Origin of the sequence: Kaistella yonginensis (assembly GCF_030409525.1) — a bacterium.
Taxonomy (GTDB): Bacteria; Bacteroidota; Bacteroidia; order Flavobacteriales; family Weeksellaceae; genus Kaistella; species Kaistella yonginensis.
In genome coordinates, this window is sequence record NZ_JAUFQB010000014.1 from 1 (window position 1) to 17,013 (window position 17,013).

Consider the following 17,013-nt stretch of genomic DNA (forward strand, 5'->3'; position numbering starts at 1 on the left):
GCCTTAGCTTTCGGATCATATGATAATAATCCAAATAAGGGTTATACTGTTACTTATAGCAGAGGCTGGGATCCAAAATCAGAAGGCACTATGGTTAAAGGTGCTTTTGTTCGTGTAAAAAATAAAATGATCTTCGATGTCACAGCAACTGATAAATCATAGTCCTGACCTTAAACGTCTAAGAGAGGAAGGTTATGAGATAGAGGTACGTGGTGGATATTTACTTATCCACCATATACCCTTTATAGATCAAAACATGCAAATCCAATATGGGATACTGGTAAGTACGCTTACATTAAGTAGTAGTGAACAAACGGGAACACCGGATAACCATGTTATATATTTTATTGGTGATAACCCCTGTGAAATTGATGGCACAGTCATTACAGCAATCCAGCATAGTAATACTAATTCTGCACTAAATTCTCAGGTTACGGTAAACAGATCTTTTTCAAATAAACCTGTTGCTGGATATCCGAACTACTATGAAAAAGTAAAGAGGTATGCAGATATCATTACTGCGCCTGCGAAATATCTAGACCCATCAGCTACGGAAAAAACTTTTAAGGTCATACCAGACAGTGGTAATGAAACTGTATTTCAATACATTGATACTAATTCTAGCCGTGCAAATATAGAAGTGATTAATGCCAAGTTAGAAATGCAGAAAATTGCAATTATTGGACTGGGTGGTACGGGAGCGTATATTTTGGATTTGGTAGCAAAAACTCCTGTAAAAGGAATTCATCTATATGATGGGGATAGCTTTGACCAGCACAATGCTTTCCGTTCTCCCGGTGCAGCGTCAATGAATGATTTATGCGAAAACCCGAGAAAGGTGTCTTATTACCAAAAATTGTACTCATCCATGCACAAGTATATTCACGCGCATGACTATTATGTAAAAGAAGAAAACTTGAAAGAACTAGATCAAATGGATTATGTATTTGTTTGTGTTGATCGGAATGCTGCAAGAAAATTAATAACCGATTATTTGGTAAGTGTTGGTGTAGCGTTTTCCGATGTTGGTTTGGGGGTTAATGTCGTTGATGACAAGCTTACTGGTGCTGTAAGGGTTACTTCTGCTACACGTGAAAAAAACGATCATCTACCTCTCCGTATTTTCTCGGAAGACTCTGACAATAACGAATATGCCACCAACATTCAGATAGCTGAACTGAATGCATTGAATGCTATTTTTGCTATTTTGAAATGGAAGAAGATATCAGGAATTTATGTTGATTTGGAAAATGAGCATCACAGCTCATATTCTATTGGTGTATCTAAAATTTTCAATGAAGATGTTACAGCATAAGTTTGTTGAGTTTATTCCTGAGAAGGCTGAAGAAGGTGTTTTGTATATCTCAATCGAATACTGCACTGCGATACATAAATGTATATGTGGTTGCGGTAATGAAGTGGTGACTCCGTTATCTCCGACGGATTGGAAATTGACTTTTAATGGTAAGGCAGTTACGCTTCATCCCTCTATTGGCAATTGGAACTTTGAGTGCCAGTCTCACTATTGGATAAGAAATAATAAAATTGAATTTGCAGGCCACTGGAAAAAACATCAAATATTTTTAGGGAGAGAAAATGACATGGAACGTAAGGAAGAATATTTTAAAGAAACAAAGATTCCACCAGTAGGACCAATTGTTGATGAAGGTGAACAGACTTCTATGTGGAAAAAAATATTAAAATACTTTAAATTCTAAATCTGGGGCTGAATGATTATTTTTTAAGCATTCCCCACGTAACTTATGGATGGATAATACCAAATTTAAGGGGGATTCGAACCCCCTTACTATCATCTTGTAAATTAATTTCGTCTAATCAATCCTACGAGTCGAATTTGTGTATGGCTCCACACAATAGCACCCACTCCGACAATTACGCTTTTAATTATATTCACAGTTTTAAGTTTTAGGCATTCATTAATAAATCTCTCTACAATGAAGCTTACCCAGAATTCTATGCTCGTAGTTATATCGTAAACTATATCAATCTGCGTACACAAGCTCTTAGATTACTTTTATTAAATCAATTATTTTTTTTACAGTTGTTTGTTTTACGCTGTCTTTTTGTTCGTAATCATTACTAAATTCTGTCCAAAACTCTCCGATGATTTCGTGTTCTTTCGAAAAATCATCTGAAATCATTCTAATAAGATGAACCTTTTTGATTTCGACTTCGAGTACAACAAATTAGTATATCAATATCTAAACTAATCATTATTTCAATATTACATTTCAGATCAGTAGCAATATCCCCTGCACTTATTATCCCAACTTTCAATTTTCTGATGATCAAAATTGAAGTAAAATCTATTACCTCATTTTTCTTATTGAACTGCAGACTGTTTTTGGTAACTTTCTTTCCGTTAAATGTGTGCTCCTTTTCTGAAATCTTAACTAATTCAGAATACACTAGTCCTGAAGTTGTTGTTTTACCGGAATTCATCGTTCCTCGAATAAGGATAATTTGCATACGTTTTAATTTTATTCAAAGAGAATACCTCGAGGCTTGCCTCGGGGTCAAAGCGGAAAAGTTTGAAAAACGGAGGGTTTTTCAACACATTTTGAAAAAGTGTAAATTTGATTTGTGGATGAGCATATTTACAAAAAGCACAATAAAAGTTTGCTTTTATATCATTTGGTTTTTCCAATGAAATATAGGAGAGAAGTATTAACGAAGGAAATAGGAGAGAGCCTTCAATTAATATGCATTGGTATTTCAGAACGTTATGAAGTTCAATTTGTAGAGATTGGTTACGAGTCGGATCATGTTCATTTTTTAGTTCAAAGTGTCCCAAGCATCTCGGTATCTAAATTAGTGACATTGATAAAAAGTTTGAGTGCACGAGAATTATTTAAAAAACATCCTGCGATAAAGAGAATTTTATGGGGAGGAAATTTGTGGACAAGCGGTTATTATGCTAATACAGTTGGTCAATATGGAAATAAAGATGTTATTCGGAGGTATATTGAAAATCAAGGAAAAGAAAAAGAGTATAAAAAAATCCACGGTGAGCAACTCAAATTATGGGATTAACCAATACCTCGAGGCTTGCCTCGGGGTAGTTTATTAGCAAAGATAAAGAACTTCTATGCCTTTAATTTTTTAAAATCCTATAAATTGTGGCTTTATGCACATTAAAAAGTTCGGCTAATTCCGCAGCGGACTTTCCATTTTTTTTAAGTTTAATAATTTTCTCTGTTTGAACGGGCTTAATTTCGGTTTAAAACCCCAATTCTACCTTGTTCCCTGGCGTATTGCAAACCTTTTAGCGTTCTTTCTTTCAGCATGCCTCTTTCAAATTCTGCACATACTCCTACCATTTGCATCATCATTTTTCCTGCAGATGTTGATTCCCTATAAGCATAATTTGTAAAATAAAATTCCAAAGTAAAACTACAAATAATTGCAAAAACCTGTCGCAAATAAAATTTATTTTGCGATATATTATTGCAACCGAAAAAAAATAGAGATTTTTTAAAGTTTCGGAAATGTTGCAAAAAGGAAGGTTTGTGCGAAAGATTGATAGATAATTAAAAATTTGGACTATTTAGGCAAAACCTCCAAAAAAAATATAATATAATAAATATATAAATTTATCTATTGTAAATATTATATTAATTTTCTATATTGGTAATATGTAAGAAATAAAATAGGATTATAATGGAAAAATGTTTTTAAATCTGAAATAAATATATAAAATAATATATTGCGTAAAATTAAATTATTTATTATATTAAAATATTATGTATATTTGAATAATGCAATTATTTTATATATGTCGATTATTTCAATTATTACCCAAAAGGGAGGAGTGGGTAAAACTACCACAGCAATTCATGTGGGAGCAGCTTTAGCGCAAAAAAAAGGAACAAACATTTTACTGATTGATTTTGACAGTCAAAAAAATCTTTCAATGGGCTATGGTATAGGAGATAATTTTTCTTATACAGTGAAAAATTTTCTGGATAATAATGGAGAATTTAAATTAAAACATCATGGAAGTTCAAACGTTTATATTTTAGCCGGAGATGCACTATTAGAAGAAGAAGAAGACTACAATAGAGATACTCTTAAAATTAATCTTCAAAATCTTTTAGAACAGATGCCATTTGACTATGTTTTGATCGATTGTCCTCCAAGACCTTTAATGAAAAAGTTAACGTTGGGAGAAATGGCTCTTTGTGCATCAGATTACGTTATTTCACCAATAGAAGCAGAACAGTATTCTTTTGCGGGAATTGATAATTTATTGCCTGCTTTTCTCAATATCAAAGAAAAATACAATCCAAAACTAGAGTTTTTAGGGTTTTTCTTTAATAAGGTTTTAACCAATACGGTGAATTTTAGAAAGTATACTGAAATTATTACCCAAGATAAAGATGCTAATGAATATTTTCTGAAAACTTATATCCGACAGGATATGAATGTAGAAAAAGCGAAGCAAGAAGGCAAAAATATATTTCAGATAAATACTGAAAGTCGTGCAGCAGAAGATTATAAGAATTTGGTGAAAGAAATAAAATCTAAAATTAAAAAGTATGAATACTAATTTATTTAAAAACTTTAAATCTTTAAAGGAGAAAGCAGATGAAATTAAAGATGATGAAACAGTAAAAGAGGATAATGTTTCCGTGAAAATTGAAAATCATACTGAAAAATTGGTAGTTGAACAGGTTTCTAAAGTGAAAAGCAATGATGTGGCAGAAAGTAGCAAAATAGTTAAAAAGAATAGACCCGTTAAAAAAGAAATTTTGGATGCTAAAAGTCTTTTGCAGTCACAAGTAGGAGAGGAGAAGAAGAATATTTATGCAAAAACGATGGATGAGGATTTAGCAAAACGAACATTCACCATTTTTCTAAAAGCAGATTCTTTAGAATTTATAAAAAATTTAGTCTTTTATAAAGCAACTGTAGAGCGACAAATATTCTATAATCAATCAGAAGCACTTGTAGAAGCATTAGAGCTTTTGAAGAATAATTTTAAAAATATTAAACCTAGACCAGAATTCATCAGAGATCAAGAAAAAACGAAGAAAGGTGGACGAAAGCGTAATTCTGATGAAATTTATGATACAACAACTACTGTTTATATTCCAGGACAATATTTTGAATTTATAAAAGATGTAACCTATAATAAAGTGGTAGAAGGAGATTTGTATTATAAAGATTGGGATCTTTTGGAATTAGGAATTATAGAATTGAAAAAAAAATATGGTAAAAATATTCAACCGAGACCCGATTATATAAGAGAAGATGAAAAACAGAGAGGTAGAAAGGCTAAAGTAAATTCTTGATGATTTATTCGATCGACTGGGAAAGGATAAAAGCTGAAGTAGATCTGGAGCAGTATTTTCTGTTCAAGCAGGGTGTGGCATATCAATTTGACAAGTACAAAAAAGCGTATGTTCAGAACTCTACATCAAAAGACGGAGACATTATCCGTTTTTTCAAACATGAAAGAACCGGGATAAAAATGTATTATTCTATTGTTTATAATGATAGCGGAGACATTATACAGTTTATAAAAAAAAGAATTTTAAAAAATGTTGATGCTTCTGCAGAAGAAATCAATAGAGAATTAAAAGATTATTTAGGAATTGCAACATCAGAACAGGTTTTTAAATCAATTAATATGCAGTCCAATCTCCATGAACCTTTTGTAGAAACCAAAAAATACATGATTTACGGAAACATTATCCCAAAAATAGAACAGCATCTTCCGTATCTTATTTCTTTCAGAAAGCTATCTCAGAAAGTACTTTCTTCAGCATTATTCCACACTATTTTCTTCACCTACAAAACATCAGGTACAGAAAGTTTAGGCTTCTACATTAAGGATATTGCAGGAAATGTTGTGGGAATAAATCGGGTTCAAACAAGTGATGACAAATACTTTAATAAAAAATGGTTTGATAAGGATTCTAAAAACGGAGTAGGATTTACTTTCTCTCAATTTACAGAACACACGGAAACATTATCCATTTTTGAAAGTATTTTTGACGCCATTAGTTTTCATGAAATTTATAATGAAAAGTCTATACAATATGTTTCTACCAACGGAGAACTGGGTTTTAGGAAAGCCCAATTAATAAAAGCATACTTTGAAATAAATCAATTTAAAAAGGTGTTTTTGTGTAATGATAATGATTCGGCAGGATTTTATTTCAATCTGTGCATCATTACGGCTTTTATACCTTGTATTAATTCTATAAAAAAAGCAAAAAATAATATCACCATAGAAATATCAGAATTATATGAAGATTCACCAATTAAAATTTTAAAACAATTTTTTCAGAAAACCGACCAGAAACATGAATTAAAGGAAGATTCAGAGCTGCCACAATCTTACTTTACGGAAACATTATCCCCAAATAGCGTTACCCATTACTTTATGATTGGTAATTCTAAAGAATCTATTAAATTTTTCACAGATTTGCTTTTTCGTTTATGGAATTTGGATAATTTCATCACTATTAAAACACCTATAAATAAAGACTTTAACGAAGATTTGATTACCTCTAAAAACACAGAAAATGGCTAAAAAAGATACGAATATAATTCCCCGGAAAGAGGCGCTCACTTCAAAACCAAGAAAAAAAGTATTAATTTCTAATGATTTCAGAGAAATTCTTATTTCCCAAGAAACTTCAATCATAGAACAAAGGATTATTACCATGATTCTATCAGCAATCAAAGATGAGCAATCTCTTTTTATAAGCGTGAAATCCCCAATGCAAGATGAAAGCCAACAAAGGCAACTTTCTTTTGATGATTATTTTGAAGGCTGGGCACATCAAGGACTTGTGGATTTTTCGGTTTCTATACAGGATATTAATCCGGGCAGGAAGATGAAAAACAACACTATACAGGAAGCTTTGGTTAATATGACAAATATTAACTGGCTAAGGCTAAAAGATGAAACCATCAATGGTTACAAAGCAGTACCATTCATCCTAGAACCCAGTTGGAATAAAAAAAACATTTACTTCAAAATGGATAAAGCAGTTTTGAAGCATTTATTGAATATGACTCAATATTACTCTATCAAAAAAGATCTTTCTTTCAATACTTCAACTAATAACACATTACGATTTTTGATGTGGTTGGTTAAATTTAAAAAGCAAGGTAGTATATCTAAGGAATATGTACAGCTACTTAAAGAATTATCGATCCCAATTAATAAATATGAGGGTTATTATAGGTTCGAAAGAGACTTTTTAACACGAGTAAAAGCAGATCTCGACAGTTATAATGACATAAGCTTTAATTACAGTTATAAGGAGGGTATTTACAACTTTGTATTGTATAGCACTACGAATGCCATTGGGTTCGATAACAACTACCCAAACCTTGATGCCTTACAAATAGACAGAGCATTGAAGTATCTTAAAAAACAGAGATCGCTCAATGAGCCACAATTGAGAATTATGAAGAAACTGTATGAGGTAAAAGGGTACAAAGAATTATCGAAACATCTAAAGCGGAGAGTGGATTTAGAACTAAAGGGTGAGGCATATATTAAGGCTGTATTCACTTTACTGGAGAAAGTGGGATAATGTCTCCGTATTTTAGGATAATGTCTCCGTATTTTAGGATAATGTTTCCGTAGTATAGGATAATGTTTCCGTAGAAAATGGATAATGTTTCCGTATTATGGGATAATGTTTCCGTGTTTTAGTCGTTTTATTCTCAACAAATACAGTAACAGAAGCTCTTAACAAAGAAGCTACACTTGCCTCTTAATTATATTAATTATAACTAATTCTATTATTTATTAAAAAAACTAATAAATGTGGATAAAAACAAGGGGAAAACAATTCTATAATTGATTGAAAACCAGCAACCCTTTGATTTTAAGTATTCTATAATTTGAGGTGTAAAAATGGATAATGTTTCCGTAAAGATTTAATATTAAAGTATACATATTTATTTAAATATATAAAATATATCATTGCATATAATTAAATAATTTTATATATTAAAGGAAAGTATTAGCAAAATTCTAATTTTTAAGAGTAAAAAAGCCTTTCAATTTAACGACGTCCTGCATAATGAAATATGTAAAATTTTGATTTTATTGAAAAGGCAATCCTTACAAATTATCTGTAAGGATTGCTTGGATATGCAAATAAAATTATCATACAAGTTAAATACCTTCCTCTCTAAAGTATTTTTATAGTTTCATTTTGAATCGTTTGGAGGGAATTGTGCTATAATTCATTATCCAAATCTTAAATAGTTGTTCGGTGCTTGAATATCTTTTTTAGAGTGGCTCTTTTTTTCGGATTCTACGATACCTAATTTAGTTTCTTCGTTTGGTTCTAATTTAAAGCATCAAAAAGAGTGGTTTCAATAAAATTATTTAAACTTCTATTTTCTTGTTTTGCCAGTTTTCAATGTGAGAATGAAGATTGGAATTTAACTTCAAAGAGAGAGATTTTTTCTTAATATCTATTGTATTCATTATGCACTATTTTAAATAGAAATGTTACCCTATTTTTTTAAGATTTTAAGGATTTCATAAAGTCGCTATTTTTCGCCTTATCGAAATGATCATTAAAAGCTTCTTTAATTTCTTGGTCAGAAAATCCAATTTTTTTTAATTGTCTGGAATTATTCCCAATGGAAAAAAGAACCGCAAAAATTTTATTTTTTATACTTGGGGAATTTTCGACAGGAATAATTTTTTCAATTTCATTTTTTTAAATGGTTTTTTCAGCTTCCGAAATTTGGTTAGAAAATTTGAAAACTACAGATACAATTTCAGATAGATTTTCATTATTATTTTCTAAAATCTGAGATATAAATTTTCCAATTATTTGATTAGTCATTTTAATTTTTCTGACTACTAAGTTAGTGCTATCTTATACAAGTAGGTCATTTTGACCTGTGCTTATTTTTCGCTGGTAGTAAGAATTGACATGGTTTTATTTTATACAAGTTGCTTATACTTTTTTGGCAGGTAAGAAAGAATAACTTCATCTTACATTTAGTATGATTAGAGGATTGAGGAATTATAATAATTCACTAAGAACATTATAATTTTGAGGGAGTATTATTTTACGTACATTTGGCTTTAATGAAGATAAAGAATAGCCCGCTAGACTTTGTATTTTTCCGCTACGCTCCAAAATGTCAAAATCGTGGGCTCTGCGAGGCTAAAAATTCACTCTATTTGGAGTGAATTTACCAGTCAGAAAAGACAAGTTTTGAAATATATTAAAGAGAAAATTCGCTGATTTTTTTTGATTTCTTTAACCAGATTTGCTTTAGAAAAGAAAAAAAAGCAGGAAGAATTGAGAGAGAATTTAAAAACATTTTTACATTAAAAACACAAGATGAGTTACGCTGTTTATCACTCAGAAAAAGGAAAAGTTTCCTCCGGAGGAATAGGTCATCATATCGATCGAGCAGAAGGAAAAGAACATTCATATAAGCATGCGGATCCGGAGCGAAAACACTTAAATCAGCATATTGAAGTTACCTCACTTTGTAAAATTCCACTTCATCACGCCATCGAAAAAAGAATTTCAGAGGGCTACAAAACGCAGAAAGCGATTCGAAAAGATGCTGTAAAATACACTACCCATATTCTCACTGGGAGTCATGAAAGAATGAAAGAAATAGAAGCCCAACCCAAGGAATTAGAAAAATGGATTTCCGCCAATCAGGCATTTATTTGTTCCGAATTTGGCAAAGAGAATATCGTTCGGTTTGTTTTGCACCGAGATGAGAAAACCCCTCATATTCATGCTGTAACGGTAAATCTCACTTCAGATGGACGGCTTTCGGCAAAAGAGATTATCGGAAATCGAGAATCCATGCAAACCCGGCAAGATCGGTATGCAGAAGCCATGAAGCCTTTCGGGTTAAATAGAGGATTAAAAAGTACAGGGATTAAACATGAAGAAGCTCGGGAGTATTATGGGAGAATTAATTCGGCACTAGAAGACGGCAATAATACAGAGGGAATCGAAGCCAAAAAAAAGGTAATGGGTATTGAAATAGGAATAGATAAGGATAAAACTATTGAAATATTAAAAGAACATTTGGTGTCTTTTAAAACCTCCCACAGAGCCAATGCAGAAGAAATAAAGAAGTTGAAAAAAAATATTGAAAGGACTTCTGTAACCAATACGCATTTTGAGGGTAAGTTCAAAAACTCGACTATTCAAAAAGATAACATGATTATTAATCGGGATATTTATGAAAAGTCTCGAGAGAATTTCATTTTAGAGAAATTTAATGAAAGAATTTTGAACACCTTAAATTTAAATGTGAGACAACAAATTGAAATTGCTGAAGAAATTGTTCCGTCTTCTGAAGTTTCTGGCTTATTTCTTCAGCAATTTCAATTTCTAGTAAGGGCAACAAATCTTAAGGACAATATCAAAAAAGATATGTTGGAAAGTACTGCTGTTCAAGAAAAACTCTCTATACTCATCGGAGAGCGAGAAACGATTCAGAATAATTTGATTGATGCAATTAAAGAGAAAAAATTTGAAATTGCAGATTTACAGCTTAAATTAAATTTTCTCGATAGAATAGATAAGGAAGAACCTATTTCTATACCGAGCATTAATATTGAGACCATTCATTTTTTGAAGAACGTATTTCCAGACGAAAAAGTTTTGGAATTAGCAACAAAATACGGAAAACACGAGTGCGATTATTTGGAGTATCTATCACAACGAATAGCGCAATACCAAGTTTGGAAAAAAGAAGGGCATATCGAAGAAGTGAAAGCAAATGCCAGGAAAGAAATTCTGCGCTTAACGAATCCGGAAGAATATGATTTACAGCATAGAGAAGAAGAAAAAAAGAAAGGAAAAGGATTTAGCCGGTGATTTTTTTCTGTAGCATCGGCAAGCCGACTCCAATAATATTCATAAATTGAAATTTAATCAGATTATTTTCGGGTGAAAATTTTGGATGTAAGGTGTGTAATTTTTTGATTTCTTTAAGAAAGGCATATTTATTTTGAAAAAAAATTATATTGAATCATTATATCACTTACCACAGTAATGTGAAGCTTTGCTATTCTCTTGGGATAGAAAAGCAAATATTTCCCGAAGCATTTTTAGATAAAATTCCCAAAACAACTTCTCATTATTGGAAAACGAAAAAAGCAGAAAATTTTTGTGGTTCCGAGTATGAAGATATTTCAAACTGTAGTTTACAGGAACTTAAAATAATTGCAGATATGAGGGCAAAACATTTGCGGAAAGTTTTTGTTTCTTTCTGCAAATTCTATTTTTTGGTTTTAAATATCTTGGGAATTAAAAATTTTCAGAAACTTTTGAAAACTCATCGGAAAACACTTTTACCCTTTATTGAAAAGATGATTTCAGATTCGGTAAATAAGAAAATGATTTTGAAACTTCTAAAAATATCTCCTCATCAATTTGGGCAATGGCAGAAAATGAAAAAATATGAGTGCAAAGAATCCCTTATTTGGCTGTGTTACAAAAGAGTGAGCCGACAAATCAGTAGGAAAGAAATTGAAACCATGAAAAATCTACTGAAGGAAAAAAAACACTTGCATTGGAGCAGCGGTTCAGTTTGGGGAAAAGCGGTAAAAGATGGGGAAATATCAATGTCGGTGCAAAGTTGGTATTATTATGCAAAGCTTTTAGGGTTGGGAAAAGAGCGAAAAAAATTTAAGGGATTTCGAAAGCGGACTTCTGTAAGTGCCAAAAAACCGAATGAAATTTGGCATATGGATGTTACGAGATATAAAACTACGGATCATAAAATGATGTACATTTATACAGTGATGGATAATTTTTCTCGAAAAATATTGGCTTGGGATGTGAGTGAAAATTTGTCGGGACAAATAAGATTGAATAGTTTGAAAAGCGCAATCAATGAGCAATTTTTAGAAAAGAAGATTGTGAAAAATGAAATAGAAAAACTTGATCTGATTGTTGATGGTGGAAGTGAAAATAACAATGTTACCATCCACGAATTTATTAAAAATTGTAAAGTAGGAATTCATAAAAAAATTGCGTTAAAAGACGTTTTATTTTCTAATAGTTTGATAGAAGGCAACAACCGAATTTTGAAACAAACCTACTTGAAAGACAGAGAAATAACAGAAAAGGAACTACCCGATTATATTTCGAAATCTATAAACGAATATAATTCTGAAAAACCACATTACGTTCATAAAATCTATACACCCGATGAAATTCACAACAGTCCTGAACTGAAAAATGCGAAATTATTATTTGATAAACTGAACCAACAAAGAACACAAGAAAACCAAAATTATTCTTGTGGAAAAGGGTGCATTTGAACGTGAAAACCACTTAAAAAGTAAATGTTTTCACCTAACTTTTAGGAGTGAAAAATATAGTTTACTGTAAAACAGGATTTTTGGAATACAAAAAAATCTAAGCAATATTAAAAATCCTCGGTTCGAATTTTCGAACCGAGGATTAAAGAAATTATTTTTCTTTGTAATAGCTATGAATATTGCGCTTTATGAAAAACAGGAAAATAATTTTAAAGATAATAGTTATTAGACGGAGCCCGGCTCGTTTGTGCATTGTTTTGAAGAAAGAGGTTAAATCTTCTCCACTCTTGAAGGATTTGTAGAAATCCTTGTTGTTTAATAATTCTTCTTTGTCGATCATAACTGTATAAAGTTTAAAAATAGTAAAAAGTTATTTCCGAAAAAGTTTTGAGCTTTTGAAGGCTCAAAATTTTTCAGAATAACTTTTCAACTTACACAGTTAGTGAAACACTACCATTTACTTCTTGGTAGAAGAACAAACCATTACTATTCTTGCCATTTTACACGCCAAAAGTGGTGAAGATAAAATTAAAAACATCTAATCTTTTATAACAAAAAACGCTAACCTTTTACTGTTAGCGTTTTCTTTTTTTTATTGCTCAAAGTCGGGAGACTTCGCAGAGCGGGATGGTTTGTGGTAAAAAAATAATTGTAGCTTGCTGTTTTTCTATTTTTAATATTCTATAATCCTTATCATAGTAAAATGACGACAATATAACTTCTTTTCCTAAATCATTTACTAAAATTGTAGATGTTTTAAATGACAAATCCTTATTCTTTTTAATTTTGGTTTTATATAAAAAACTTCCATCATTTATAGAGTATAAAGTATCCTTGCTTGTTGAAAAAAATAATTTTTTACTATTTTTTTTATCTACTTCAAAAAAATCATTTCCCATTTTAGCATAAATCAATGTATCTATGGTTTTAGATTTCAAATGTTTAAAAACTATTTTTATTGTGTCCTTACTATAATTCACTTCATATTCTTCAGGAAAATTGCTAGTGAATTTCACATTATCCTTTTTACTACAAGACATAAGTATAGCAAATAAAACATACAAAATATATTTTCTTAATTTCATAAATTATTCTTTTTTTGCCTCTTCGAATTCTTGTTTATATTCAGGATTAACTTTAATCAGTTCATTTTTTGTCTGATTGTATTTATTAACACCTTTGTGATTTTGATTATTATTTTTTAGTGCTTTATGATCAGAATCTCCTCTATCATTTGGCATCATCTTATTAACAGCTTCAATACCTCCTTTTTCATATGCCTTGATAATATCTTCAACTTTATATCCGTGCAATGCTAATTCGTGGGTTATTGTCTCTCCTAAAGATTGAGGGTCTTTATCCCTTGCGTCTATACCCATAACTATATGTAATTTTCCATCAACTTCGACCGCATTAAAATAACCTTCAGCACCTTCCATATAATTATATTGATATGAACCTTCTGGTAAGTCAAATTGTTTAATTTCTAATGTATAGTTAGCATATTTACCATTGCCTTTAACTCCATATTGTTGGGTTCCTTTCTCTAAGAAATTACCTATAAATTCTCTACCGTATGTTGTTTTGCCAAAATCAGACATCGCTTTAATAACAGCGTTATAACTTCTATACTCCTCTCTTATTGCCATTCCCTTTCCACTAATATTTCTTAAAAGTACAGGAAGTATATCTCTTCCATCAGGATCTATATTACCTATCGGATTGTTCGCCACATACACATATGGAGAAAGGCTCGGATACTTCTCCGCTAGTGGATCAACAACTCCCCATCTTGCAATATCCGGCATATAAAATCTCGCGCCGTAATCATACATTCCCGTCTCTTGAAGTTCTTTACCGTTGTACTTGTAGTTGTACGGTGTTCCCATCGCATCAAACACAGAATGATATCCTAGAAAATTCATCCCAAAAGGATAGAAATCATTCCGATCCAAAATATCTAATTCATTGGTAGTAGTATTTTTGCTGTAGCTCAATCTTACATTTCCCAAATGATCTTTGTATTGGTAAATATACTGCTTTTTCATATAATCATAAAATCCTTCGGCTGTAGGAAAAAAAGACAGAACCATCGCTCGCATATCAGGGGTACCAGGCACTTCAATCAAGTTATCTATAGCAACAAAAGCTTCTTCTTCTCCTGCGGTTCTGGCACTCAATGTATGATCATCAGTCTCGCTTAATGCTTCTCTTGCCAACGCGTTTTGGGTAACATACTGAAATCCGTCTAGATATTCTGAATTGATGATGTGACTTCCTGTTGCGTTATTTACGGTATAGGCTTTCTTGAGCTTCACCCCATCTGCTCGGTAAAGATACTGGGTGATATTTTGCTGAGTAATCTGTGAAGGCAGATTCAAGTAGTTGTAGGTAATATTGGTAATGCCTTTATCGGGCATTGTATACATATTTCCGTTGTCATCATATTGTATCAAACCGTTGCCTCCTTCATAACCACTGGAGTTTCCAGTGTCTGCGATATTTGTAACTTTATTACCTGTGTAGGTATAGGTAAGGTCATCTATTTTTGCAGGGGTGGAAACTTTCGGTCGCCAAGCAAATCTTTTCAGTTTTATAATATTTCCATTCACGTCATATTCATCAATAATTTCGTTATTGGTTCCTTTTCCAGGGTTTCCGGGATCCTGATAAAAGCCTGCTTTTAAACGATTGAGTCCATCATAAACATATCCGTAACGGTATGGGCTATTTGATGGAGGAACTCCTGCTTCATCTACGGAGTTCCAATCAATTTCTGCGATATTTCCATTGTATCTGCCTTTTACTTTTAAGGTAGGGTTATTGAGGACATCAGGGGTTTCTAATCCTATTTTATCAGTATATCGTAGGGTAAATGCAAAAAGATCATTACCCATCGTAATAACATTCGCAGGATTGTTCATAGCGGTCATCCAACCTCGGATATTATATGCATAATCAATTTCCTGAATGTTGTTACCAACTTTTTTTGTTTTTAATTGTCCAATTTCATTGTAGGTGTTTTCTGCCAATATTTCAGGCAATTGGTTATTGACCTGATGTTCATGCTTTAGTAAACGGTTGTGGTGGTCATACGTGAAGGTTTCTTCTATGGTGACCGTTGGGGTGCGTGAGCTTTGCCTGCTATGATAGGTAAATACTTTCTTTGGAACCCCGGTAAAATCGAGAATACTTTCTGTTCTGGTATCACCGCCGAGGTGATTGATGGAATGCCCTCCAATCGCTCTGCCTTTTCTATCGTAGAAACTGTAGTTTTTTGTCCAGTTGTCATCTTCTATGTTTTTAACAAAAGATGCGGTGGGCAGAGATTTGGTGGATTGAGTTACTCCAGCAGGAAAAATATCTTCCAGAATTGGGGTTCCCTGTATCTTATTGTTTTCTGGATAGGGTGTATCTACAGGATAGGTATCATAATAGTTGACTGAAAGCAATGTTTTGTTTCCCGTCGGAAAACCCTGGTTGTTGTAATACAATGACATTCCTTGAAGCGTAACGGTTGGTGAGGTAGTTCTTACTTCATTATTACCAGGATTTTGTTGCATACTGTTTAAGGCATTCTGCATCGCAGCTCTGTTTGCTCCATTCGGAAAGAATCCTGTATACACTACTCTCCCAAATACATCATATTTGCTAAAAAGCCAGCCTTTGGCTTTAAAGTTATTGGTGGTTAATCTCAAGTTAGCATCTTGGCTTAAAACCAACCTGTCCTGCTGATCATACACCATATACTCCCAGCCTTTACCGGGAAGTTTCTTTTCCGCTAACCTGCCTCTACCATCATATTTATACTGGTAACACAGGTGGGATAATGTATTACCACCTGAACTCAAATCAATACTTAGATTATTCTTTATTGCTTCTGATGCCAATGGAGAAATAACATAGGCAAGTAAATTGTATTCATTATAAACATAATAAGTATCTACTTCAGTTGTCCCTTCCATTTTTCTTACCAATATGGTTTGTCCTTCTCCATTTTTAAACTCATAAGAGATATTTCCGTCTTCATCTGTCACTTTGTTTTTATAAAGCTGATTGGCTGGATAATATTCAGCACCAACTGTTAGGGAGAGCATATTATTAGTAATTCCAGCTTTCCAAGGAACAAGATCAATAGTACCAAATTTTAATACTTCATTACCTATATTGGTTTCATATCCAAAGGCTACAGGCTTAGTACTCCACGCCGCACCCGGCTGGATCTGCTGCTGTATCCGGTCTAAAGGCGAACTCTCCAAAATTTTGTGAGAGAACGGGTTTGCATCGATAAGATCAAAATCTTTTGTAGTACTGTTTGGGGAAGTGGTATAATAGGAGACCACACCAATTGTATCCAATGCTTGGATTCCTCCATCTTTACTGACCATGGAGACAGGAAGATAAGATTTCACCTGCCGCCCAAATCCATCGTAAGGGACGATAGTTACCAAATCATTGCCCTTTGCCGTTGCTTTAACCGCTACGCTTTGCTTAGGCCGACCCAGTCCGTCATAGTACGTGACGTTCTGTATTTGCTGTACACCCGTACTGCTCGTGGTAGTAGAATCTAGATAGGTTCGGCTGTAAACATAGTTCTCAGTGGTAAGACCTGAAAGACCGCTGGGCAATACTGTTTGTGAATGTAAGCTTACAAACAATCCCATGCTTAAGGTGAAGTAAAGTTTTTTCATCAT

Annotated in this window: 16 protein-coding genes; 9 read left to right on the forward strand and 7 right to left on the reverse strand. The window is 32.6% G+C overall.

Annotation, left to right across the window (positions count from 1 at the left end; translation table 11 throughout):
* The first annotated feature begins 136 nt into the window (after nucleotides 1–136).
* Together QWY78_RS05520 and QWY78_RS05525 are read left to right on the forward strand one after the other, a co-directional pair.
* A complete protein-coding gene (locus QWY78_RS05520) occupies nucleotides 137–1,315 on the forward strand; it encodes a ThiF family adenylyltransferase (protein ID WP_290217367.1) in 1,179 nt (392 codons plus the stop codon).
* Nucleotides 1,302–1,718, forward strand: a complete 417-nt coding sequence (locus QWY78_RS05525) for a ubiquitination-like system serine protease family protein (RefSeq protein WP_290217369.1) — start codon at nucleotides 1,302–1,304, stop codon at nucleotides 1,716–1,718. The genes QWY78_RS05520 and QWY78_RS05525 overlap by 14 nt, the downstream gene beginning before the upstream one ends.
* 306 nt (nucleotides 1,719–2,024) lie before the next feature.
* Here the strand turns inward: QWY78_RS05525 and QWY78_RS05530 are convergent, their stop codons facing one another.
* Both QWY78_RS05530 and QWY78_RS05535 read right to left on the reverse strand, forming a co-directional pair.
* Nucleotides 2,025–2,162, reverse strand: a complete 138-nt coding sequence (locus tag QWY78_RS05530) for a hypothetical protein (RefSeq protein WP_290217370.1) — start codon at nucleotides 2,160–2,162, stop codon at nucleotides 2,025–2,027.
* A 1-nt stretch (nucleotide 2,163) separates the two neighbouring features.
* A complete protein-coding gene (locus tag QWY78_RS05535; protein ID WP_290217371.1) occupies nucleotides 2,164–2,490 on the reverse strand; it encodes a hypothetical protein in 327 nt (108 codons plus the stop codon).
* Between the two features lie 114 nt (nucleotides 2,491–2,604).
* Here QWY78_RS05535 and tnpA point away from each other — a divergent pair, with 114 nt between their 5' ends.
* The gene (gene tnpA / locus QWY78_RS05540) at nucleotides 2,605–3,054 is read left to right on the forward strand and encodes an IS200/IS605 family transposase (RefSeq protein ID WP_290217372.1); all 450 of its coding nucleotides are present in this window, start codon (nucleotides 2,605–2,607) and stop codon (nucleotides 3,052–3,054) included.
* 61 nt (nucleotides 3,055–3,115) lie between these two features.
* Here tnpA and QWY78_RS14845 read toward each other — a convergent pair whose 3' ends face one another.
* Both QWY78_RS14845 and QWY78_RS05545 read right to left on the reverse strand, forming a co-directional pair.
* A complete protein-coding gene (locus tag QWY78_RS14845; RefSeq protein WP_353960521.1) occupies nucleotides 3,116–3,235 on the reverse strand; it encodes a helix-turn-helix domain-containing protein in 120 nt (39 codons plus the stop codon).
* Nucleotides 3,231–3,443, reverse strand: a complete 213-nt coding sequence (locus tag QWY78_RS05545) for a recombinase family protein (protein WP_290217374.1) — start codon at nucleotides 3,441–3,443, stop codon at nucleotides 3,231–3,233. The genes QWY78_RS14845 and QWY78_RS05545 overlap by 5 nt, the downstream gene beginning before the upstream one ends.
* 284 nt (nucleotides 3,444–3,727) lie before the next feature.
* On the opposite strand from QWY78_RS05545, the gene QWY78_RS05550 reads away from it, so the two are divergent.
* The 4 genes from QWY78_RS05550 to QWY78_RS05565 are packed head-to-tail and all read left to right on the forward strand — an operon-like array spanning nucleotide 3,728 to nucleotide 7,577.
* Nucleotides 3,728–4,570 (forward strand): ParA family protein, encoded by an 843-nt coding sequence (locus QWY78_RS05550; protein ID WP_290217376.1) that lies wholly within the window; start codon nucleotides 3,728–3,730, stop codon nucleotides 4,568–4,570.
* Nucleotides 4,560–5,315: a hypothetical protein gene (locus QWY78_RS05555; protein ID WP_290217378.1), complete on the forward strand. Its 756-nt coding sequence runs from the start codon at nucleotides 4,560–4,562 to the stop codon at nucleotides 5,313–5,315. Before QWY78_RS05550 ends, QWY78_RS05555 begins: the two co-directional genes overlap by 11 nt.
* Nucleotides 5,315–6,562, forward strand: a complete 1,248-nt coding sequence (locus tag QWY78_RS05560; RefSeq protein WP_290217379.1) for a toprim domain-containing protein — start codon at nucleotides 5,315–5,317, stop codon at nucleotides 6,560–6,562. Before QWY78_RS05555 ends, QWY78_RS05560 begins: the two co-directional genes overlap by 1 nt.
* Nucleotides 6,555–7,577, forward strand: coding sequence for a replication initiation protein (locus QWY78_RS05565; RefSeq protein WP_290217380.1), 1,023 nt, complete (start codon nucleotides 6,555–6,557; stop codon nucleotides 7,575–7,577). Before QWY78_RS05560 ends, QWY78_RS05565 begins: the two co-directional genes overlap by 8 nt.
* Nucleotides 7,578–8,723: 1,146 nt before the next feature.
* On the opposite strand, the gene QWY78_RS05570 is transcribed toward QWY78_RS05565, so the two are convergent.
* The gene (locus QWY78_RS05570; protein WP_290217381.1) at nucleotides 8,724–8,852 is read right to left on the reverse strand and encodes a hypothetical protein; all 129 of its coding nucleotides are present in this window, start codon (nucleotides 8,850–8,852) and stop codon (nucleotides 8,724–8,726) included.
* Between the two features lie 507 nt (nucleotides 8,853–9,359).
* Here QWY78_RS05570 and mobV point away from each other — a divergent pair.
* Nucleotides 9,360–10,868: a MobV family relaxase gene (mobV, locus tag QWY78_RS05575; RefSeq protein ID WP_290217382.1), complete on the forward strand. Its 1,509-nt coding sequence runs from the start codon at nucleotides 9,360–9,362 to the stop codon at nucleotides 10,866–10,868.
* Nucleotides 10,869–11,017: 149 nt separating this feature from the next.
* Nucleotides 11,018–12,319, forward strand: coding sequence for a DDE-type integrase/transposase/recombinase (locus tag QWY78_RS05580; RefSeq protein WP_290217385.1), 1,302 nt, complete (start codon nucleotides 11,018–11,020; stop codon nucleotides 12,317–12,319).
* Nucleotides 12,320–12,918: 599 nt separating this feature from the next.
* Here the strand turns inward: QWY78_RS05580 and QWY78_RS05585 are convergent.
* Together QWY78_RS05585 and QWY78_RS05590 are read right to left on the reverse strand one after the other, a co-directional pair.
* The gene (locus QWY78_RS05585) at nucleotides 12,919–13,404 is read right to left on the reverse strand and encodes a hypothetical protein (protein ID WP_290217387.1); all 486 of its coding nucleotides are present in this window, start codon (nucleotides 13,402–13,404) and stop codon (nucleotides 12,919–12,921) included.
* 3 nt (nucleotides 13,405–13,407) lie between these two features.
* Complete coding sequence (locus QWY78_RS05590) at nucleotides 13,408–17,013, reverse strand: DUF6443 domain-containing protein (protein ID WP_290217389.1); 3,606 nt, start codon at nucleotides 17,011–17,013, stop codon at nucleotides 13,408–13,410.